General features: G+C 39.6%; 20 protein-coding genes and 1 pseudogene. 9 read left to right on the top strand and 12 right to left on the bottom strand.

The window, feature by feature from the left end; translation table 11 throughout:
- Nucleotides 1–33: 33 nt before the first annotated feature.
- A complete protein-coding gene (locus FGD67_RS04790; protein ID WP_257173925.1) occupies nucleotides 34–1,200 on the bottom strand; it encodes a methyl-accepting chemotaxis protein in 1,167 nt (388 codons plus the stop codon).
- Between the two features lie 257 nt (nucleotides 1,201–1,457).
- On the opposite strand from FGD67_RS04790, the gene FGD67_RS04795 reads away from it, so the two are divergent.
- On the top strand, nucleotides 1,458–1,625 hold the full coding sequence (locus FGD67_RS04795) for a DUF2897 family protein (protein ID WP_257173926.1): 168 nt from the start codon (nucleotides 1,458–1,460) through the stop codon (nucleotides 1,623–1,625).
- Nucleotides 1,626–1,643: 18 nt separating this feature from the next.
- Here the strand turns inward: FGD67_RS04795 and ppiC are convergent, their stop codons facing one another.
- Nucleotides 1,644–1,922: a peptidylprolyl isomerase PpiC gene (gene ppiC / locus FGD67_RS04800; RefSeq protein ID WP_257173927.1), complete on the bottom strand. Its 279-nt coding sequence runs from the start codon at nucleotides 1,920–1,922 to the stop codon at nucleotides 1,644–1,646.
- Nucleotides 1,923–2,225: 303 nt separating this feature from the next.
- On the opposite strand from ppiC, the gene can reads away from it, so the two are divergent.
- Nucleotides 2,226–2,828, top strand: a complete 603-nt coding sequence (gene can, locus FGD67_RS04805) for a carbonate dehydratase (protein WP_126669477.1) — start codon at nucleotides 2,226–2,228, stop codon at nucleotides 2,826–2,828.
- A 205-nt stretch (nucleotides 2,829–3,033) separates the two neighbouring features.
- Here can and FGD67_RS04810 read toward each other — a convergent pair whose 3' ends face one another.
- From FGD67_RS04810 to FGD67_RS04835, 6 genes are all read right to left on the bottom strand, one after another.
- Complete coding sequence (locus tag FGD67_RS04810) at nucleotides 3,034–4,389, bottom strand: lipopolysaccharide assembly protein LapB (RefSeq protein ID WP_257173928.1); 1,356 nt, start codon at nucleotides 4,387–4,389, stop codon at nucleotides 3,034–3,036.
- Between the two features lie 54 nt (nucleotides 4,390–4,443).
- Nucleotides 4,444–4,989, bottom strand: coding sequence for an energy transducer TonB (locus FGD67_RS04815; protein WP_257175068.1), 546 nt, complete (start codon nucleotides 4,987–4,989; stop codon nucleotides 4,444–4,446).
- Between the two features lie 146 nt (nucleotides 4,990–5,135).
- Nucleotides 5,136–5,549 carry a biopolymer transporter ExbD gene (locus FGD67_RS04820; RefSeq protein ID WP_126669479.1) on the bottom strand — a complete coding sequence of 138 codons (414 nt, stop codon included), beginning with the start codon at nucleotides 5,547–5,549 and terminating at the stop codon, nucleotides 5,136–5,138.
- A gap of 113 nt (nucleotides 5,550–5,662) precedes the next feature.
- Nucleotides 5,663–6,190 carry a MotA/TolQ/ExbB proton channel family protein gene (locus FGD67_RS04825; RefSeq protein ID WP_257173929.1) on the bottom strand — a complete coding sequence of 176 codons (528 nt, stop codon included), beginning with the start codon at nucleotides 6,188–6,190 and terminating at the stop codon, nucleotides 5,663–5,665.
- Between the two features lie 3 nt (nucleotides 6,191–6,193).
- Nucleotides 6,194–7,645: a MotA/TolQ/ExbB proton channel family protein gene (locus FGD67_RS04830; RefSeq protein WP_257175069.1), complete on the bottom strand. Its 1,452-nt coding sequence runs from the start codon at nucleotides 7,643–7,645 to the stop codon at nucleotides 6,194–6,196.
- A gap of 15 nt (nucleotides 7,646–7,660) precedes the next feature.
- Nucleotides 7,661–8,437, bottom strand: a complete 777-nt coding sequence (locus FGD67_RS04835; RefSeq protein ID WP_257173930.1) for a DUF3450 domain-containing protein — start codon at nucleotides 8,435–8,437, stop codon at nucleotides 7,661–7,663.
- 591 nt (nucleotides 8,438–9,028) lie between these two features.
- Between FGD67_RS04835 and FGD67_RS04840 the strand changes: the two genes are divergently transcribed.
- Nucleotides 9,029–9,472: a hypothetical protein gene (locus tag FGD67_RS04840; RefSeq protein WP_257173931.1), complete on the top strand. Its 444-nt coding sequence runs from the start codon at nucleotides 9,029–9,031 to the stop codon at nucleotides 9,470–9,472.
- Nucleotides 9,473–9,952: 480 nt separating this feature from the next.
- Here FGD67_RS04840 and FGD67_RS04845 read toward each other — a convergent pair whose 3' ends face one another.
- Nucleotides 9,953–10,978, bottom strand: a complete 1,026-nt coding sequence (locus FGD67_RS04845; RefSeq protein WP_257173932.1) for an IS110 family transposase — start codon at nucleotides 10,976–10,978, stop codon at nucleotides 9,953–9,955.
- 154 nt (nucleotides 10,979–11,132) lie between these two features.
- Here FGD67_RS04845 and FGD67_RS04850 point away from each other — a divergent pair, with 154 nt between their 5' ends.
- From FGD67_RS04850 to FGD67_RS04860, 3 genes and pseudogenes are all read left to right on the top strand, one after another.
- The gene (locus FGD67_RS04850) at nucleotides 11,133–12,107 is read left to right on the top strand and encodes a transposase (RefSeq protein ID WP_257173933.1); all 975 of its coding nucleotides are present in this window, start codon (nucleotides 11,133–11,135) and stop codon (nucleotides 12,105–12,107) included.
- A gap of 291 nt (nucleotides 12,108–12,398) precedes the next feature.
- Nucleotides 12,399–13,425, top strand: a pseudogene (locus tag FGD67_RS04855) (IS110 family transposase).
- 794 nt (nucleotides 13,426–14,219) lie between these two features.
- Nucleotides 14,220–14,861, top strand: coding sequence for a sulfotransferase (locus FGD67_RS04860; protein WP_257173934.1), 642 nt, complete (start codon nucleotides 14,220–14,222; stop codon nucleotides 14,859–14,861).
- An 18-nt stretch (nucleotides 14,862–14,879) separates the two neighbouring features.
- Here FGD67_RS04860 and arsJ read toward each other — a convergent pair whose 3' ends face one another.
- The 3 genes from arsJ to FGD67_RS04875 form a co-directional block, all read right to left on the bottom strand.
- Complete coding sequence (gene arsJ / locus FGD67_RS04865; protein WP_257173935.1) at nucleotides 14,880–16,112, bottom strand: organoarsenical effux MFS transporter ArsJ; 1,233 nt, start codon at nucleotides 16,110–16,112, stop codon at nucleotides 14,880–14,882.
- A 30-nt stretch (nucleotides 16,113–16,142) separates the two neighbouring features.
- Nucleotides 16,143–17,168, bottom strand: coding sequence for an ArsJ-associated glyceraldehyde-3-phosphate dehydrogenase (locus FGD67_RS04870; RefSeq protein ID WP_257173936.1), 1,026 nt, complete (start codon nucleotides 17,166–17,168; stop codon nucleotides 16,143–16,145).
- A 122-nt stretch (nucleotides 17,169–17,290) separates the two neighbouring features.
- Nucleotides 17,291–17,641, bottom strand: a complete 351-nt coding sequence (locus FGD67_RS04875; RefSeq protein WP_257173937.1) for a metalloregulator ArsR/SmtB family transcription factor — start codon at nucleotides 17,639–17,641, stop codon at nucleotides 17,291–17,293.
- 150 nt (nucleotides 17,642–17,791) lie between these two features.
- Between FGD67_RS04875 and FGD67_RS04880 the strand changes: the two genes are divergently transcribed.
- The 3 genes from FGD67_RS04880 to bfr all read left to right on the top strand — a co-directional run bounded on the left by FGD67_RS04880 (nucleotide 17,792) and on the right by bfr (nucleotide 19,366).
- Nucleotides 17,792–18,205, top strand: coding sequence for a hypothetical protein (locus tag FGD67_RS04880; RefSeq protein WP_257173938.1), 414 nt, complete (start codon nucleotides 17,792–17,794; stop codon nucleotides 18,203–18,205).
- 349 nt (nucleotides 18,206–18,554) lie between these two features.
- Complete coding sequence (locus FGD67_RS04885) at nucleotides 18,555–18,749, top strand: bacterioferritin-associated ferredoxin (RefSeq protein ID WP_257173939.1); 195 nt, start codon at nucleotides 18,555–18,557, stop codon at nucleotides 18,747–18,749.
- A gap of 152 nt (nucleotides 18,750–18,901) precedes the next feature.
- Nucleotides 18,902–19,366, top strand: coding sequence for a bacterioferritin (bfr, locus tag FGD67_RS04890; protein WP_257173940.1), 465 nt, complete (start codon nucleotides 18,902–18,904; stop codon nucleotides 19,364–19,366).
- Nucleotides 19,367–19,377: the final 11 nt, after the last annotated feature.

A 19,377-nucleotide genomic window follows, 5' to 3' on the forward strand; every position in this document is an offset into this window, starting at 1 on the left:
AATCAGCGATATTCACCTAAAAATAATAAACCATTAAACACAAACGCGATTTAATGTTGTATCAACGTCCACTGCCGTTTGTTGTTGTAATTCTGCCAACTCTGCGACTGACAACAAGCTGCTGTTAAGATCTCGGCTTAGTTTCACCACTATAGACATGTTATCGTTTATCGATGCTGTTGATTGTTGTTGCTCACTCGTTCCTTGGGCAATTTGCGAGGTTAATGTATCAACTTCAGAAAATACTTTACCAATTTGTTGAAGTGCATCGACCACTTGCTCTGAATGAGTTAAGCTCTCTTGAGATAAGCTTTGCCCTCTGCTAATGGCGTTAACCGCGTTAGTCGACTTTTCTTGTAATCCTTCAACCATTGAGTGAATTTCAACTGTCGATTCTTGTGTACGATGGGCCAACGCCCGGACTTCATCAGCAACAACCGCAAAACCTCGGCCTTGCTCACCGGCTCGTGCAGCTTCAATCGCCGCGTTTAGCGCCAATAAGTTGGTTTGATCGGCAATACCACGAATAACCTCTAGCACTGTGCCAATTCGTGAACATTCTGCTTGTAATTGTGCCAAACCTGCAGCCATGACCGTAACTTCATCAGCAAAGCTTTCAACCGTATGTTGACTGGTATTTGAAGCACTGGTTCCTTGCGCTAAAATAGCTAAAACCTGACTGGTTGTTTCACTGACTTGCATTGCACTGTCTGAAAGTGTCGCTGATGTTAAAGCGACTTGGTCAATTGAGTTGGCCATTTGTTCAATTTGATTAGCAGATTCATCAACTGCAGCAACTGAATCATTCATCTGTATGGTTAACGACGCAGAGCCTTGCTTTAATGTTTCCGATTCAGCACGTATCTCCCGAATAACATCGGCTAAATTAGCAATAAATGTTGATAAATCATTGGTTACTTTTGCTAAATCGTCTTGATTATTATCTTTCGCCAGCTTGCTAGGTGCTTCATCAACACTGGCAACCTGATTAATAAACTGTTGCAACATCACCAGACGCTGAGTAAGTTTTTTCTCAGTATATAAATAACCTATTATCGCTTGGACAATCACCATAACAGAGACTAATATCAGCACTGTGAATTTACTCACACTGTCGACAAGTAGCGTTATTGCCATAATGCTAAATATTCCAACGAAAAAAGTGGGGGCTAATAATTTAATACTGAGTCGATTTAACATTATTTATTCCAAATACTAAGCAACAGTCGAACTTCATGCAGGTAACAAGCAGCACATAAAAAGCAATTATCACTAAATTATAGTTATTGTTATAATCAATAGGGTTAGTATCATTAACTGCATAATAATCCTACTAAGTTTACAAATAAATTACATGCTATTGTGTTATTTTACTATCTGTTTTTAATATTCAGAATAAAAAATAATCAACGCTAAAAAAATTATTCATTTATACGCAACATTATCAGGATAAAAATATGACTTTCACCACTGTTTTAATCATTATTATTGCCGTAGGTTCAGTTATCGCAGGTATCTTATTAATAAAGCAATCGGCTAGTAAGTTTGAGCTATCAAAAGCACAACAAGAGAAAGTTGCTCAGCGAAAAGCTGAACAACTTAAAAAGGATAAAGAACAAGAATAGCGATAAAGCTGAGAAAAATTAATTACGATAAATGGTTTCAATCAAATGATAACCAAATTTGGTCTTGATCGGACCATGGACAGTTAATATTGATTTTTTAAACACCACATCATCGAAAGCTTTAACCATTTGACCAGGTTTAAATTCTCCTAAGTCACCGCCTTTTTTCCCTGACGGGCAAGTCGAATTTTTCTTTGCTAACTGCCCAAAATCAGCACCTTTAGCAATTTTAGCTTTTAGTTCTTGCGCCAGCTTTTCGCTTTTAACTAAAATATGACGAGCACAGGCTGAAGCCATACTATTCTCCAATTCTTTTTTGATAACGCTAGTATACCCGATCCACTTCAAAATGCAGATTTCAGCAAGCCGATAACAGGTTAGCACCAAGCCATTGATTGAAGACGAAACCATGGATGGTGAAGGTAGGGCAAAGCAGGATGCCAGAGCCGAGAATAGTTATTCTATTATCGAAATCAATAACGCCACAGATAACTCGTTATCGGCTTGCCCGCAGGGAGCTGAGATATAAGACCAGTTTTTGCTTTACTTGTTAGCATAACAACCTAGAATCACGGTATATTTTCCTTAGTTGTTCCCCTCATGAGTTCAATACAACATTTATTTGACAATAATCAGCTGTGGGCTGAAAAAATAAAGCAAGAAGAGCCTAATTTTTTCAAGCACTTATCTGAACAACAAAATCCAGAATATTTGTGGATAGGCTGCTCTGATTCACGTGTGCCCGCGAATGAATTACTCGGCATGCAGCCGGGTGAAGTTTTCGTCCACAGGAATATTGCCAACTTAGTGGTTCATACCGATCTAAATTGCCTTTCGGTTATCCAATATGCTGTTGATGTTTTAAAAGTAAAACATATCATTGTTTGCGGTCATTATGGCTGCGGTGGCGTTATTGCCTCGTTAGATGATCAAAGCCACGGTCTAATCGATAACTGGTTACACCATATTAAAGACGTATATCGTTTCCATAAAGCGCGTTTAAATGCGGTTGAAGATGATACTGAACGCTTAAATTTACTGTGCGAGTTAAATGTTATCGAACAAGTTGCCAACATTTGTAACACAACGATATTGAAAAAAGCTTGGGATGCGGGTCAAAAAATTACCGTACATGCCTTTGTTTACAATATACATGACGGTATTTTAAAAGATTTAGAAGTTTCTGTTGGTGGTAATAAGTAAGGCTTACTTTGTTGATACCCTACCGAAAAAAATAAGGCTTAGCTGAGTGATCAGCTAAGCCTTTTTATTGTCTGTTTTATTGCCTGTTTGATTCGCTATTTTATTGTCAGGTTTATTACCGGTTTTATTAGCAACAATATTGCTTATAAAAATAGCTATAAATAGTGCGATAAGTCGAGCACTGTGCAGTAAACGCTAATCTATTTTAATTTAACATCGCTAAGCGTTCACGCTGACCTTGCTCTCGTTCAACATAATGAAACCATTGTTTAGCGGTTTTTGCTGATTTTGGAATTTTTTGCGCTTGCGTAAAGGCAATTAAAGACTCATCAAAAGCTTGTAGATTAAATTTCGCCATACCTATCACTAAGTACATATCACCTTCTCTGCTGATACCGCCGCGTAATAAGGCATTATTAGCGGATGCTATCGCATCTTGCCAACGTTCTAAATTTAAATAGGCTTGAGCAAGTTGAACATCAAACTTACCTGTATCAGCGATTTCTGCAGCTTTAATAAGTACCGGCAATGCTTTTTCGTCTTCTTTAGCGGCAACATAAGCTTGCGCTAGTGCTTCTAGACTTTTTTCACTCGCGACAATAGTCCCTTTGGCAATAGCTTGCTCTAACAATATGGCGGCTTTAAAAGGTACTTGGTGAAAACGATATAATTGCGCCAATGTCATCACATCACTCCCCTTAGTTATATGCCCTGCTTGCCATGAAGCTTCCATCACCGCTAACTGCTTATCTTCTTGGCCAACTTCGCCGTACATACCCGCTAATTGCAACCAGTATTCCGGTTTATCGTAAAGTCGTACGAGTTGCTCAATGACCTTGATCACTTGCGCTGGTTGTTTAAGTTCATAATAACTAGCGCGTTGTAAAATCAGCCAATTTTCTTTGACTGTGGCATTACTTTGTTGCGCCAAGCTAATCGCTTGCTCAACTTCGGTGATCACTTTTTCAAATTGTTTATCTTGGTAGTAAATTTGGGCAAACATCATATGCTGCGACGTTGTTAACGCCTTGGTGTTATTGTTTTGCCATTGTTGTAAATATGCTAATGCTTGCGGATAATTTTGTTGTTGCATCGATAGCTGAGCTAAAGAGTAAACTGTTGATAAATATAAAGAGTCAGGAATAGCGTCTTCTTTTATCACCAATTCAAAATGTTCGATAGCAGAATCGATATCTTCATTGCCATAATACATAAAAGCATAGAAATTCCACAACATGGCGCGCTCATAGCTATTTAAGCTATCAATTCTGTCTTTTACTTCATCGAGTACGTCAAAACCGGCAATTTTAACCCCTTCATCGGCTAACTTCTGCGCTCGTGCTAATTGGCTATAGACACGATTTCGCATCGCCGGCACTTTTTTAGCCGTGCGCTTTTTAGTTAGCTTTACCGTTTTACTGCTCGCTGAGTTATCTTTAGACACGTCTGCCGAGTTACTTTTCAAGTTATCAGTTACTTGTCCGTAAGCTAGGTTAATACCTGCCAGGCTATACAAAAAACCTGCACCTAATAAGGTTACCGCTATTTTTTTCATTAACATGCTCTGCTCTCCTCTTTTTTCAAGTTCATTATTGCCATAAGCTGCAATGAGATATTAACCATCAATGGCAAAAGATATTTTATTTTGCACGCCAGCAACTTCCATCGCTACGCCATCAACAACACGAGGTTTATATTTAAATTTCAGTACTGCATCTAACGCCGCGCGATCAAAAATACTCTCAGGCTCAGCATTTACCACCACGGCATCACGAACCGCACCGGTTTTAGTCACGGTAAATTCAACAATAACAAAGCCTTCAATACCACGAGATTGAGCTCGACGTGGGTAGATAGGCGCTACTTTTACTATTGGTAAATAATCTCCGTCACCGCTTTCAAGGCTAAGACCGCCACTTAAGCCAGCATCAAGTGCAATATCAGCTGAGAAGCTACTACTGACTGCTTGAGCATTCGGGTTAGCTTGCGCCATTTTTGGCTGTACCATTGGCGGTGGTGGCGTTTTCGGTTTAGCGGGCTTTTGCGGTTTTCGCTCTTTCTTCACCGTTTGCTGTTCTTTCTTTAAGCGAATAAAGTCGAGTACATTGCCCCGAGGCGGCTCTGACATCACTTCACTACCGCCAGCAATCAAAGCCTGCATGCCCCATAACAAACCAATCGTTGTTACCACCGCTAACACTAATCCCAAAAGATATCGGCTAGCGGTTTGTAAAAACACGGAAGGTGTTCGCGAATCGCTAACATTGTTTGTATTACTTGCGTTAGACATGCTTAAATCTGCCATCACTAAGCCTCTTGCGCCGCAATAGACACGTCGTAAACGCCCGCAGCTCGGGCAGAGTCCATCACTTTAATCAATATATCGGTGGTGGCTTTTTTATCCGCTTGAATAACCACAGTACCTTGTGGGTTTTCAGCCTTTAAACGCTCGATGTTAGCTTGTACCGCTCGCACATCGATACGGCGTTTATTGATCCAAATTTCACCTTTGTCACTAATAGCGACTAAAATATTCGCTCGCTCTTTTTTTACTGCCGTTGCCGCTTCTGGTCGATTAACTTCAATACCAGACTCTTTAACAAATGACGCAGTGACGATAAAAAATATCAACAAGATAAAAACCACATCCAACATCGGTGTCATGTTTATCTCTTCACTTTCTTCTTGCTCTTGGAGCATTTTATTTAATTGCGAACGCATAACCTGTCCTCTTATTAATTCTTATCAATTTTTATTAAGATAGCTTTACTGTAACGTCGATACCCAATCTACTGGATTAATCGAGTACAGTTTATTAGGCTAATCGACCAGGGTTAGTGGTCGACTTCCATCGCATCTTCAAGCAATTCGGTTTCACGTTTAACATGGCGTTGTAACCATGTCGCCGCGAACACCCCAGATAATGAGCCAACCATACCCGCCATGGTCGGTATCGTTGCTCGCGAAACACCTGAAGCCATTGAGCGCGCATTACCACTGCCAGAAATTGCCATCACATCAAACACTTCAATCATGCCCGTTACGGTACCGAGCAAGCCTAACAGCGGACACAACACAACCAGGCTTTGAATCAACGGTAAATTCGTGCTTAGCATGGCGCTACCACGAGCCACTAAAGCTAAGCGAATTTGCTCGGCATGCCACGAATGCTGTTCGCTACGGCTTTGCCAATGGTGCTTAAGTTGTTTTTTAATACGACGATAGCCCCAAAAAACAAAAATTAAGCGTTCAAATATCAACAACCACATTACAGCAATAACAACAGCAATAACGGTGAGCACCTGACCACCGGTATCCATAAATTCACCGATGGTATTCATTAATTCAATAAACCAAATCATGGTTTATGCTCCTTGCTCATTGCGCTCCGTCCACTCGGTTCTCTCAGCCCTCTCAGCAATTATGCCAGCGCTTTGTTGCTGAAGTAGATTGATGATTGAGCGGCTGCGGGTATGCAATAACGTAAAGATAAATACCATAGGTATCGCGACAACTAAGCCTAAAACAGTGGTAACCAAGGCTTGTGAAATACCACCAGCCATCAATTTAGGGTCACCAGTACCAAACAAGGTAATCGCTTGGAAGGTGTTGATCATGCCGGTAACGGTACCGAGTAAGCCTATTAAAGGAGCAACCACAGAAATTATTTTAATCAGCGTTAAGCGACTCGATAACTTAGGTACTTCCCGTAAAATAGACTCCGATAATCGCAGCTCTAATGTTTCCGTATCAGCTTTAGGATTTTGCTCTTTCACTAACATCACCCGACCTAATGGATTGTCACTGTTTGCCTTATCACTTTTTAACTGACGATTGACTCTGCCACCAATTAAAAACAAGGTAATAAAGCGCTCAATAGCAATCAGTAAACCAACCAAACCTATCGCTAAAATCACATAACCAACAGGGCCACCTTGTTCAATACGCTCTTGCGTATCAGGTGCTTGTACAAGTAAGCTCAAAATTGAACCACCGGTTGGGTCTAAAGCAAAAGGTACGGCTTGATCAGGCGTTGAACTTAATGCAGCGGCGCTGTCAAGATAACGTCCTGATGGTTGACGAATAAGTTCAGCGACTGAACCCGTTTCATCGATGTACTCTAAGTACTTACCGTTAGCAATAAGGTTAAAACCACCCACGCGTGTTACTTGCGTTAACTGCTTCTCACCACTGGCCATCACCACATCACGGGTGAAAGTATGTACTTTGCCGCTTTGGGTCATTTCACGTTGTAGCTCAAACCACAAACGTTCAATTTCTTCAATTGATGCGAGCTTTGAAGAAGAACCCATGCTTTGTGCTAGTTCATCTAAAAACTCACCTCGTCCAGCTATTTGAGCGGAAATAACCGAGGTTTGAAACTTACTTTTAGTATCACCAGCCACTTGCTGTAATACACCAAATAGCTCTTTTAATTCGCCCATGCGACGCGTTAAGGCCTCAGTTTTATTTCCGAGCTTAACTTCGTTATCTTGAAAGTTAGCTTCTAAGCTTGTACTGGTGTTAATCGCTTGATCACGAGCAGATTTTGCTTGATTAAGTAAGCGCCCTTGCTCGTTTACTTTTAAAGTAAACTCTTGCTCTCTCGCTTGGTTTTGCTTGGTTTGGGCTATTTGCCCTGTTTCTAAGCGCGACAATAATTCATCTAAGTTACTGGCTTGTTGTGCGCAAACCGAGCTAACAACAAATAATGAGCTAAAAACTAAAGTGCCTATCGAACGTAAAGGCGAACGCAAAGACGAACGTAGAGGTGAGCGTAAAAGCGGCTTGATAAACGTTTTATTATTGAAAGACATCATGTTTATCCTTCCTTATTCAGCTGAGTTTTGTGCAACAGGCACAATGATTAAATCAGGGGCAAGCTGTTTACGTGCAATACGTAATGCTTTATTAACCGGTAAACGGTATTCACCAGACAATGGCTGCCAAGATTGAGATGATTGCTGCCACATACCTAACTTTTCACCATCACGTGTTTGGTAAACAAAACTCACTCGGCCAATACGTAAAAAGTCGACATCGCGCTCGACCCCCTCTACAGTCAATAAACCGGTATAGGCTTCAATCGTACGACCATAATCAACTTCGACTTGGTAGGCTTCTAGCACACGACGAAATTTTTCAGATACCGCAATATCCGCACGTTCGAGCATAGTTTTTAAACCCGTTAAACGCTGACTGCGTTCAGAGGGAAGAAATGGCATATCTAAAGTAACAAACTCTTCAAGCGTGCTGATCATGCGGGCCATCAAAGGCGATATTTGACGTTCAATAATACTGACTTGTGCCATTGAAATATCGAGCTGAGATAATTCGGCTAGCTGATTTTCAATTTGTTTATTCATTTGTTTGTTGTAAACATTTAAGCCATCAAGCTCTTTGTTAACCGTTTTAAACTGCTGAAGTTTCGTTAAAATGCTGTTATTAATGACATCAACTTTTTGTTGAGATTTATTAGCAGACTGATTAATTTTTTGTCCTGCAGCAACCACATCAGTTAACTGGTTTTCTTGTGCTAATGCAGGCATTGCCATCGCTGCTGCGATCAAAGCAAGTTGCATACATTGAGGTAAAATATTTTGTTTCATTGTCCATAAAACCTTATAGAAGCGAAAATTATTAAGTGCGGTATTGTCTAAACAAAAGCTTAAACAAAACGTCAACAGCTTAATCACTTGGCAAAATTTTAATGGTTCTATATGACAATCGGGTTTCACAAATATTGCAGATTTATGAAATGAAGGTATTAGCCGTTAATCAAAGCGTAGTATCGAAGTGTGGTTCGCCATAAATAATGAGATACACGTGTTCGAGTGAAAAAATTTAGTATGAAAGTGTATATATCCAACCAATGTAAGTCTCAATAGATTTTTTTGCATAATGGCGACTATACATCCACTCGACAACACTATTTAGAAAAGGAGATTTTGTCTTCATTTTAATTCCTTTGGGATACTGTATTTATACACAGCATCATAGTATTTCCTCCCAAGTCAAGAAATGAGGCATGTTGCCTCATTTCGTCTAAAAACGAAAACGTTGTATTTATCTGTAGCTAAGAGGTGGTATTAGCTGCAAGGATTTGTTATTAATATGTAAAATAAATAAGGTGGAAACTTTTTCTCTGTAAAAGAGGCAAGTTACCTCCTATTAAGTTGTTATAACTCACGGAGAGTTTAGTGAAAGATTCAATGTTCTTTACCATTCTTGCAGGTGTTAGTGTATTTGTTTTGGGGCAGTTTTTCTTAAAGCTTGTTCTAGAACCGATTGTAGAATTTAAAAAATCGATTGGGGAGCTATCAGCATTCTTTTTAAGAGAACAATCTAAAATTACTAATGCTCACTGTACTGTCGATATTGAGAATGAATTAAAAAGACTTGCATCAACATTACTATCTACCAAGCAAGCTATTCCATTTTATTCGTTTTTTGCTATGTTACGCTATTTGCCTTCGACGGAAGGTTTACATAAAGCATGTGGTTCTCTCAATCTTATTTCCTATTATGTGATGCCTAATAACCCTGATCTCGAATCAAAACCTAATACGTGTTTTAAAATAAGAGATGAAATGAGCAATATCGCTAAAAACTTAAAAGTAAAAATCACATATAGTGAGTTATAATAAATAAAGGATAGGTTGCGCGCAGCCGCAACTTAATTCTGTTGTTGAACAGGATTTAACAGGACATATATGGACGCTTCCTTGATGTCAACCCAAGTGAATACGAAAACATAACAAAACGGGCTTATGTTTTTGATTACTGAGCATTACTCTTTTCATACTTTTGTTCATGATGACAGGCGCTTTCGCTTGCTTAAAGCAAACTGTACTGACATATATTCGAGCTATGGTTTGTTATCCATGCTCCAGATAAGTTGCGAACTAGAAATACCTTAAAACATTGTTCACCCAAACGTGATAGATACACTTGTCCTCTCACAGGCTTTGTTCTAGTTGGCTAGTGCCTTTTTTTCATCTTATCAACAACAGTCTTGAAAAGTTTTCTGGATAAATTAAGTCCCCTCTAGCAGCCTAAACACCCACACAGACTCATGGCCTTTGTCCTGCACAGGCTTACTAGAGGGTAAAACGGGTCGTCAATCATGTGATTACCTTAACCGGTTGAGGCGTGTAATGGCATTGCTTTTGTAACAATGTCCACATGATGCGTGCTAACTTGTGCGCAGTGGCAACCGCGGTACAATTGAACGGTTTTCGTGCACTTAACTGGGTTATCCACACACTCAATGCATCGTGTTTCTTTCTGGCATGAACGATGATGGCACGCGCACCATGGATAAGCTGTTTACGCAGGTATTGGTCTCCACGTTTACTGATGCCGCCCATCACGCTTTTATTGCCTGAGGCAAATTGTTTGGGTGTAATGCCTAGCCAAACAGCAAAGTCGCGTGCACTGGTGAAGGCTTGTCCACTGCCTATTGAGGCAATAAAGGCAGAAGCATTGAGGTAACCAATGCCAGGGATACTCAATAGTATTTGCCCTAATGAATTGGCTTCAATGTCAGTTTTTAATTGTTTTTCAATCGCTTTAATACGTAGGTTTAAGGTTTTGAATTCTTGATAAACATCGTTAACTAGCCACTGAACTGATACCGATAACGTGGTATCAAGTGATAATGCTTGCATACTTTCATTAAAAGCAGGTATGCCTAACGGGAAAACAAGGCCAATGTCAGCTAATAAACCACGTAGTTGATTAGTGACCGCGGTACGTGTTTTAAGTAACCTTTCTCGCAAGCGATGTAGCATTAACGTTTCTTGCTGAGTTTGGGTTTTGATGGGGACAAACCGAATGAAAGGTCGCCTACTTGCTTCGAATATGGCCAGCGTATCGTTACTGTCATTCTTGTTTCCTCGCACGAAAGGTGTCACGTGTTGCGCAGGAATTAAGTGCACAGTGTGACCGATGGATTCAAACAACCGGCCCCAATAATGAGAAGAATAACAGGCCTCCATCACAACACGACATGGGGGTTGCATTTGCATAAAATGCTTCAGTTGAGCGCGGTTCAAGCGCTTATTAAAAACGCCTTTATTAGCCTCAGTAAACCCCATGAGTTGAAAAACGTTTTTTGCTAAATCAATTGATATTGTGTTAACTTTCATGACGGACGTTCCTTAAATTAACTGATTGTTTTTAACCAGTTTGGCGCATTGACGCCGTAATTGGGAGCGTCCATCTCATCACCCATTCTAAATTGAACAACCTTAGCCTGTGTACTAAGCTCAAATGACCCTTTCTCTATATGTCAGGTGCGTGATGACAACACCCAGAAAGCAACAAATCAGTTTAGCGGATACACCTTATTATCACTGTATTACACGTTGTGTAAGGCGTGCGTTTTTGTGTGGTAAAGATAAGCTATCAGGCCAAAGCTTTGAACATCGGCGAGGCTGGATAGAAGATAAATTGCATTTCCTCACGCAAGTCTTTGCTATCGATGTGTGTGCTTATGCAATAATGGCCAACCACTATCATGTGGTGTTATTTGTTGATGAAGAAAAAGCTAAGCAATGGAGTATGACGGAAGTGCTTGAACGCTGGCATCGTTTACACAAAGGTACGCTATTAACTCAACAATACCTGAATGGCGATACGCTCGCAGAGCCGCTACTCGCTATGGTTAACGCAACGGCTGAGATATATCGCCAGCGCCTTATCGACATCAGTTGGTTTATGCGCTATATCAATGAAGGCGTTGCTCGCGCGGCTAATCAAGAAGATGATTGTAAAGGTCGTTTTTGGGAAGCTAGATTTTACTCTCAAGCACTTCTTGATGAAGCGGCCATTGCTGCTTGCATGGCGTATGTTGATTTAAATCCTATCCGCGCCAATATCGCTGACACTCCAGAAACCTCTAGTCACACCAGCGTTAAACTACGCTGCGAACAAGCGAAAACAGGCAAACAACCAAACACTCTCATGCCCTTTGTCGGTAATCCCAGAGAAAATATGTCCAAAGGCCTACCGTTTGACCTAACAGACTATTTGCAACTTATTGATATTACTGGGCGCAGCATTCGGGAAGATAAACATGGTTTTATCGAACAAAGCCAACCCGAAATTCTCAAACGCTTAAATATATCAGCAGAGCATTGGTTAATTATCACCACGGAGTTTAGAACACAATTTCATGGTGCAGTCGGGCGAGAAGCAGCTTTAAGTGACTTTTGTGAACACCAACACTTAAAACGACGACGGAACTTGAGTCATTGCAATAAGTTATTTGCATAAAAGCGACTAGCCAAAAACCAAAGTAATAAGCGCCCCCAAAAAACCGTAATTTTAAAGCTTACGTTGAAGGCAGACTTGTCTAAAAAACACGTTGTTGGCGACAATTGCGTGAATTTCTAGAGAAATACCATTAAACATTGTCTACAGCACTATCGCTGCATCAAGATTAAATTTGTCCTGTTCATGTGGCGATACTTTATTTAAAGTGGATGATGTGATGGACGCTCCCAATTACGGCGTCAATGCGCCAAACTGGTTAAAAACAATCAGTTAATTTAAGGAACGTCCGTCATGAAAGTTAGCACAATATCAATTGATTTAGCAAAAAACGTTTTTCAACTCATGGGGTTTACTGAGGCTAATAAAGGCGTTTTTAATAAGCGCTTGAACCGCGCTCAACTGAAGCATTTTATGCAAATGCAACCCCCATGTCGTGTTGTGATGGAGGCCTGTTATTCTTCTCATTATTGGGGCCGGTTGTTTGAATCCATCGGTCACACTGTGCACTTAATTCCTGCGCAACACGTGACACCTTTTGTGCGAGGAAACAAGAATGACAGTAACGATACACTGGCCATATTCGAAGCAAGTAGGCGACCTTTCATTCGGTTTGTCCCCATCAAAACCCAAACTCAGCAAGAAACGTTAATGCTACATCGCTTGCGAGAAAGGTTACTTAAAACACGTACAGCGGTCACTAATCAACTACGTGGTTTATTAGCTGACATTGGCCTTGTTTTCCCGTTAGGCATACCTGCTTTTAATGAAAGTATGCAAGCATTATCACTTGATACCACGTTATCGGTATCAGTTCAGTGGCTAGTTAACGATGTTTATCAAGAATTCAAAACCTTAAACCTACGTATTAAAGCGATTGAAAAACAATTAAAAACTGACATTGAAGCCAATTCATTAGGGCAAATACTATTGAGTATCCCTGGCATTGGTTACCTCAATGCTTCTGCCTTTATTGCCTCAATAGGCAGTGGACAAGCCTTCACCAGTGCACGCGACTTTGCTGTTTGGCTAGGCATTACACCCAAACAATTTGCCTCAGGCAATAAAAAGCGTGATGGGCGGCATCAGTAAACGTGGAGACCAATACCTGCGTAAACAGCTTATCCATGGTGCGCGTGCCATCATCGTTCATGCCAGAAAGAAACACGATGCATTGAGTGTGTGGATAACCCAGTTAAGTGCACGAAAACCGTTCAATTGTACCGCGGTTGCCACTGCGCACAAGTTAGCACGCATCATGTGGACATTGTTACAAAAGCAATGCCATTACACGCCTCAACCGGTTAAGGTAATCACATGATTGACGACCCGTTTTACCCTCTAGTAAGCCTGTGCAGGACAAAGGCCATGAGTCTGTGTGGGTGTTTAGGCTGCTAGAGGGGACTTAATTTATCCAGAAAACTTTTCAAGACTGTTGTTGATAAGATGAAAAAAAGGCACTAGCCAACTAGAACAAAGCCTGTGAGAGGACAAGTGTATCTATCACGTTTGGGTGAACAATGTTTTAAGGTATTTCTAGTTCGCAACTTATCTGGAGCATGGATAACAAACCATAGCTCGAATATATGTCAGTACAGTTTGCTTTAAGCAAGCGAAAGCGCCTGTCATCATGAACAAAAGTATGAAAAGAGTAATGCTCAGTAATCAAAAACATAAGCCCGTTTTGTTATGTTTTCGTATTCACTTGGGTTGACATCAAGGAAGCGTCCATATATGTCCTTTTATTTTTCTTTTATTTTTCTTTTATTTTTATTTTTTTATTTTTTTATTTTTTAGACCTACAGCACATCTTATAATACGTGCGGTACCGTAACGTTTGCGTATAACAACACGCCCTGAGATGGACCGCAAGTCCTAAAACTTACTTTCCACCGCATATTTCAATAAGGGAGAGCCCTTACGTTTCAAGGCTTCTAGAGAAGAATTGACAGGTCAGCCACTCTAAATTAACAAGCTTAGCCTTAAACTGCTTTTTAACCTTTATTTATCGGATTCACTCTGACTAATATCAAAAAATTAAATAAGGTTAGTTTTTATAGTTATGCCGCCATACAATAGTGCGCTTTGCCCCCTACCCTTAATATGAATCAAACCATGAACAAAATTTTTATTATTGGCTTACCTAGAACCGGCACCACAAGTGTTTGTGCTGCTATGCTCGATTTAGGCTTTAGGGTAGCCCATACCGCCTATACCGACCGCTCATTCAACGAAGCTCAAGTGATTGCCGACACGCCTATATTTTGTGACTATCAACATTTAGATAAAGCTTATCCTGATGCTAAATTTATCTACTTAACACGAACAATGGACAAGTGGTTACCTTCCATCGGGCAATTGCTCGCTCGCATGCATGTTAATCTTATTCGCGAAGATGGTGGGTTTAACCCAATAATTAAGCGTTGCTATAAAACAGTGTTCGCACCTTACAATTTAGAAAACATCAATGATGTTGCATTTTTAACACAATGCTATCAGCAGCATGAACAACAAGTGCAGCAATATTTTAAAGGTAGAAAAAATCGTTTTTTAGCGATAGATATTAGCGTAGAGCACAGCTACCTTGAGCTACTCGACTTTTTAAATATTGATCACAATAAAGTCGATAATCTAAGTTTTGAAAAGCTTAATGTTGGCGGTAAAGTGACTGCCTGGAAAGATATTAAAAATACTTTAAAAGTCGATTCAACCAATAAAGGTAGAGTCACTAAGTTGCCTTATTACACCATAGAATAAGCATTAAACTTACTCAGTCTAAATTCGCTCTGGTGTATGATTTTTAATAGGATTGATCAGCGCAACAAAGATCACAGCAAAGGCGATAAAAATAGCTGAAATATACAAACAAGCCACTAAGCCATAAGCCTGAAAAAACCAACCAGACAATACCGTACCTAGTAGCCGACCACAGGCGTTCGCCATATAATAAAAGCCGACATCTAGCGACACACCATCTTTATCTGCCATATCAACAATCAAAAAACTGTGTAATGAAGAATTAATGGCAAATAAAAGCGCAAAGGCTATTAAGCCGATAATAATAACCCACTGAGCAGCTACGTCATTGTATAGAAACAATGCCATAGCTAATGGAACAATGACTAATATTGCCCCCCACATAGCGGCATCTTTACTGTTCGGCGCTTGACCTGAGGGCTTTTCAGTTAATTTAGGTGCAAGCGTTTGCATCAAACCATACAGCACAATCCAAGCAGCAATAAAACCACTGACCCAGCTATGCGACCAAGAGAACTCTGCGGCTAAGAAAACAGGTAAGGCAATAACAAACCAAACATCCCGGGCTGCAAATAAAAACAATCTGGCGGCAGAGAGCAAGTTAATCGCTTTACTTTTTGAAAATATATCCTTAAATTTTGGTTTGTTTTGCGCTTTGCCCAGATCCGCTTGCAATTTAACCATGCTAAATAACCATACGATGATTAACATGATAACCATCACCGCTATTGCGCCAGTAAACCCTAACCAAGTCAGCATTAAACCACCAAGAAAAAAACCGATACCTTTCAGGGTGTTTTTAGAGCCCGTAAGTAATGCAACCCAATGATATAGCTTATGACTTTCATCTGCAGACACTAACAACTTAATGGCACTTTTTGCACTCATTTTATTGAGGTCTTTGGCAACCCCCGACAAAGCTTGCGCGGCCATAACATAAAATACGGTCAGTAAATTACTTGGCACTAATAACATAGCTAATGCCACAACTTGTAGCGCTAAGCCTATATTTATGGTTTTATTTAAGCCTAAACGAGCCCCTAACCAACCGCCAACCAAATTAGTAACAACACCAAAAATTTCATAAAATACAAACAGTAAAGCAATATTAAGCGGACTATATCCCAGTTGATGAAAGTACAGCACAACCAACATTCTCAAAGCACCATCGGTTAAGGTGAATGCCCAATAATTACCAGTAATAATTAAATACTGCTTTACCTGAGTCGATAACCCGCTTAATGCTTTCATCTATAATTTCTACTGTTCATTTGCCAATTATTAAATTGACTTATCATTTTTCAAATCAGATTTTCCCACCATACGAACAATTTCTGCCGTACGATTTGCATAACCCCACTCATTGTCATACCAGACATAAAGCTTAACTTGCGTACCATTTACAACCATTGTTGACGGAGCGTCAACAATGCACGAGCGTGGATCCGTTTTATAATCAATCGATACTAGCGGGCGCTCTTCAAAACCTAAAATATCTTTAAGCTCACCTTCTGCAGAAGCTTTTAGGTAATTATTCACCTCTTGCTCGGTTGTCGGTCGTTGCAATTCAAAAACACAATCTGTTAGCGAGGCATTTGCTAGTGGTATACGAACAGCGTGACCATTAAGCTTACCTTTTAATTCCGGAAAGATATGAGTGATGGCCGTGGCAGAGCCTGTAGTGGTTGGAATTAAACTCATGCCACACGCTCTGGCACGACGTAAATCTTTATGGGGGGCATCTAATATGGTTTGCGTATTGGTAATGTCATGAATAGTCGTCATTGAACCATGCTTAATGCCTATTTTTTCATGGATAACCTTCACCACCGGTGCAAGGCAATTAGTGGTACACGACGCAGCCGTAACAATACGATGCTGATTAGCGTCATATTCTTGCTCATTAACACCCATCACAATATTCAAAATACCGTCTTCTTTAACGGGTGCAGTAACCACTACGCGCTTAACCCCTTGCTCTAAATATGCGTTTAGTAACGCTTTAGATTTCATTACCCCTGAGGCCTCGATAACTACATCACAATCAGACCAGTCGGTATCAACAATATTACGGTTACGACTGCAGGCAATAGCTTTATTGTTGATAATAATAGTATCGTCAACATGTTCAGCTTGATGCTGCCAAATACCATGAACTGAATCAAAATTGAGTAAGTGAGCTAACGTTTCGGCATTACCGGCGGGATCGTTAATTTTAATAATTTCAACATCATCCCAATCATATGCCGCGCGCATTGATAAGCGCCCCATACGACCAAAGCCGTTAATACCTATTTTAATCATCATGATAAATATCCTGTTTGTATGTCAAAATGATACTTCAACCTGCTGCGCGGCATAGTTAAGTACCGTATATATATATTGTTAAGCACTGTAACAACTTGGTAAAAACAAGCTTCTACTTAAAGTTACACACAGCAACTGGCAATACGTGTTGGTCTATCGCCCATATTTTCTAGGGCCTGTAAGTTTTCACCAATAAAGGTTAAATTTTTACTTAACGTTAAGTTAATAACCTCTTGTGTCCAACTCGGTATGTTTGGGTTAATCGTATAAAAAACCCATTGCTTGTGTTTACGTGTTACCAACAAGCCGGCATTTTTTAGTAGCGCTAAATGACGTGATATTTTGGGCTGGCTCGGCTCTGTAAGTGCAACCATAAGTTCACAAACACAAAGCTCATCTTCTTGAGCTATCAGCAATACACTTTTCAGACGTATATCATCAGCAAGATATTTAAAAAAGTCAGTCGGTGTCATTGTCATCTCATAAAATAGTGATTTATTAAAAGAAATATAACATATTACATATATATTAAAATAATTATATTTAATCAGGATTATTTAAAAATAACTTAATATTTCTTTTAACTGGCCGATACCCTAAATAGCGACAATAAGGCTTTTAATATGAATACATTATTAACCAGTAATTCAACATCTTTGGCACAAACAAACCAAACCTTATCTGTTCGAGATAAAAATGATGGCTCTCTCGAACATATGAAATATGTTGAAAAACAATTAACCTCAACGCCAAAAGTATTGGCAGAAGAAAAAGTAACTATTTCAGAACAAGCATTAGCCATGTTTCGCCAAGAACCAAGCGAAACACAAGAGGCTACTAGCGCGGCAGACAGTACAAATGACAAACTATTAGAGGAAATTAAAGAACAAATAGAAGAAGTACAAAAAAAGCTAAGCCGGATAAAAAATGATAAGGGTGAAGCGGCAGATCAGCAGCGCCGACAACTGCAATTACAGTTATCGACATTAAATGCCAGTATGCTAGATCTGTTGGGTAAAAAACTCGACGCGATATAAAACAAAGCGCTTTCTGATTTTGCTATGTTATGACTAAGCAATAGGCTGGTTTTCCTTAACTATTGTATGAACCTAAACTTTTTGAGTATGTTAAGCTATTTGAGTGACTTAAGCTCAGCTCAATTAATATCAATGCCTCTGCTATCTTGGGCAATACTATCGAAGCAATGTCATTAAACAATAATCGAATAGGTTGCTTACTATCTGTACATTCGTCATCCATATAACATGCTATTATTTATTTCTTTATATATCAATGGTCTATTTTTTTTAAGAAATTAATTGTTGAAATCAACTTAAATAAGAACTATTATCAATCGCGTTATCAATCATATGCGAAGTTTTTATCATGTTTGTTTGTATTTGCAAAGGCATCACAGATCACCAAATTAAACAATTAGTCAGTGAAGCTGGCGTTGGCTCTATGCGTGAGTTAAAGCAGCACTTACCGCTTGGCTCACAATGTGGCACATGTGTTAAAACGGCACAAAATATTATAGATAACACCATTATCGATGAAAGTTTATTTAAAGCAGTTGGTTAACAAGGTCTTAGCTAATAGTTAATCGCAACTGATAACAATTCCTATTTTCAAACACTTGTTTTTAAAGGTTTTTTACAATATACCTTTTGCTTTCTTAGTTTTTATTCCTATAATTACAGTCAACATTTAATCATCTTAAATATGAGGCTCTAATGAAAGGTAACCCGACAGTTCTGGCAATACTAAATAAAGTGCTGACCAGTGAACTCACATCCATTAATCAATACTTTCTTCACGCCCGTATGTACAAAAACTGGGGTATCAATGCACTGAACAGTAAGTGCTATAAAAAATCTATTCTTGATATGAAACAAGCTGATAAAGTTATTGAACGCATATTATTTCTTGAAGGTTTACCTAACTTACAGCAACTAGCGCCACTGGCTATTGGTGAACATACTCAAGAGATGATCAGCTGCGATACGCGTTTTCAAACCGCCCAAATTGACGTAGTGCGTAACGCTATTATGGTTTGCGAGCAGGAGCAAGACTATGTTAGTCGCGAAATGTTAGATGCTATATTAAACGATGAAGAAGAGCATTTAGACTGGTTAGAAACCCAACAATATCAAATAGATAGTATTGGTATTGAGAAATACATTCAGGCTCAATTATAGCGCAGACATCA

Origin of the sequence: Colwellia sp. M166, from assembly GCF_024585285.1 — a bacterium.
Lineage (GTDB): Bacteria > Pseudomonadota > Gammaproteobacteria > Enterobacterales > Alteromonadaceae > Cognaticolwellia.

Excerpts from the sequence above, each read along its gene's own strand:
- FGD67_RS04795 (WP_257173926.1), top strand. The coding sequence starts at position 1,458 with ATGACTTTCACCACTGTTTTAATCATTATTATTGCCGTAGGTTCAGTT.
- FGD67_RS04845 (WP_257173932.1), bottom strand. The coding sequence starts at position 10,978 with ATGAAAGTTAACACAATATCAATTGATTTAGCAAAAAACGTTTTTCAA.
- ppiC (WP_257173927.1), bottom strand. The coding sequence starts at position 1,922 with ATGGCTTCAGCCTGTGCTCGTCATATTTTAGTTAAAAGCGAAAAGCTG.
- FGD67_RS04810 (WP_257173928.1), bottom strand. The coding sequence starts at position 4,389 with ATGTTAATGAAAAAAATAGCGGTAACCTTATTAGGTGCAGGTTTTTTG.
- FGD67_RS04790 (WP_257173925.1), bottom strand. The coding sequence starts at position 1,200 with ATGTTAAATCGACTCAGTATTAAATTATTAGCCCCCACTTTTTTCGTT.
- arsJ (WP_257173935.1), bottom strand. The coding sequence starts at position 16,112 with ATGAAAGCATTAAGCGGGTTATCGACTCAGGTAAAGCAGTATTTAATT.
- FGD67_RS04850 (WP_257173933.1), top strand. The coding sequence starts at position 11,133 with ATGACAACACCCAGAAAGCAACAAATCAGTTTAGCGGATACACCTTAT.
- FGD67_RS04885 (WP_257173939.1), top strand. The coding sequence starts at position 18,555 with ATGTTTGTTTGTATTTGCAAAGGCATCACAGATCACCAAATTAAACAA.
- FGD67_RS04880 (WP_257173938.1), top strand. The coding sequence starts at position 17,792 with ATGAATACATTATTAACCAGTAATTCAACATCTTTGGCACAAACAAAC.
- FGD67_RS04870 (WP_257173936.1), bottom strand. The coding sequence starts at position 17,168 with ATGATGATTAAAATAGGTATTAACGGCTTTGGTCGTATGGGGCGCTTA.
- FGD67_RS04825 (WP_257173929.1), bottom strand. The coding sequence starts at position 6,190 with ATGATTTGGTTTATTGAATTAATGAATACCATCGGTGAATTTATGGAT.
- FGD67_RS04875 (WP_257173937.1), bottom strand. The coding sequence starts at position 17,641 with ATGACACCGACTGACTTTTTTAAATATCTTGCTGATGATATACGTCTG.
- bfr (WP_257173940.1), top strand. The coding sequence starts at position 18,902 with ATGAAAGGTAACCCGACAGTTCTGGCAATACTAAATAAAGTGCTGACC.
- FGD67_RS04835 (WP_257173930.1), bottom strand. The coding sequence starts at position 8,437 with ATGAAACAAAATATTTTACCTCAATGTATGCAACTTGCTTTGATCGCA.
- FGD67_RS04860 (WP_257173934.1), top strand. The coding sequence starts at position 14,220 with ATGAACAAAATTTTTATTATTGGCTTACCTAGAACCGGCACCACAAGT.
- FGD67_RS04830 (WP_257175069.1), bottom strand. The coding sequence starts at position 7,645 with ATGTCTTTCAATAATAAAACGTTTATCAAGCCGCTTTTACGCTCACCT.
- FGD67_RS04820 (WP_126669479.1), bottom strand. The coding sequence starts at position 5,549 with ATGCGTTCGCAATTAAATAAAATGCTCCAAGAGCAAGAAGAAAGTGAA.
- can (WP_126669477.1), top strand. The coding sequence starts at position 2,226 with ATGAGTTCAATACAACATTTATTTGACAATAATCAGCTGTGGGCTGAA.
- FGD67_RS04815 (WP_257175068.1), bottom strand. The coding sequence starts at position 4,989 with ATGCAGGCTTTGATTGCTGGCGGTAGTGAAGTGATGTCAGAGCCGCCT.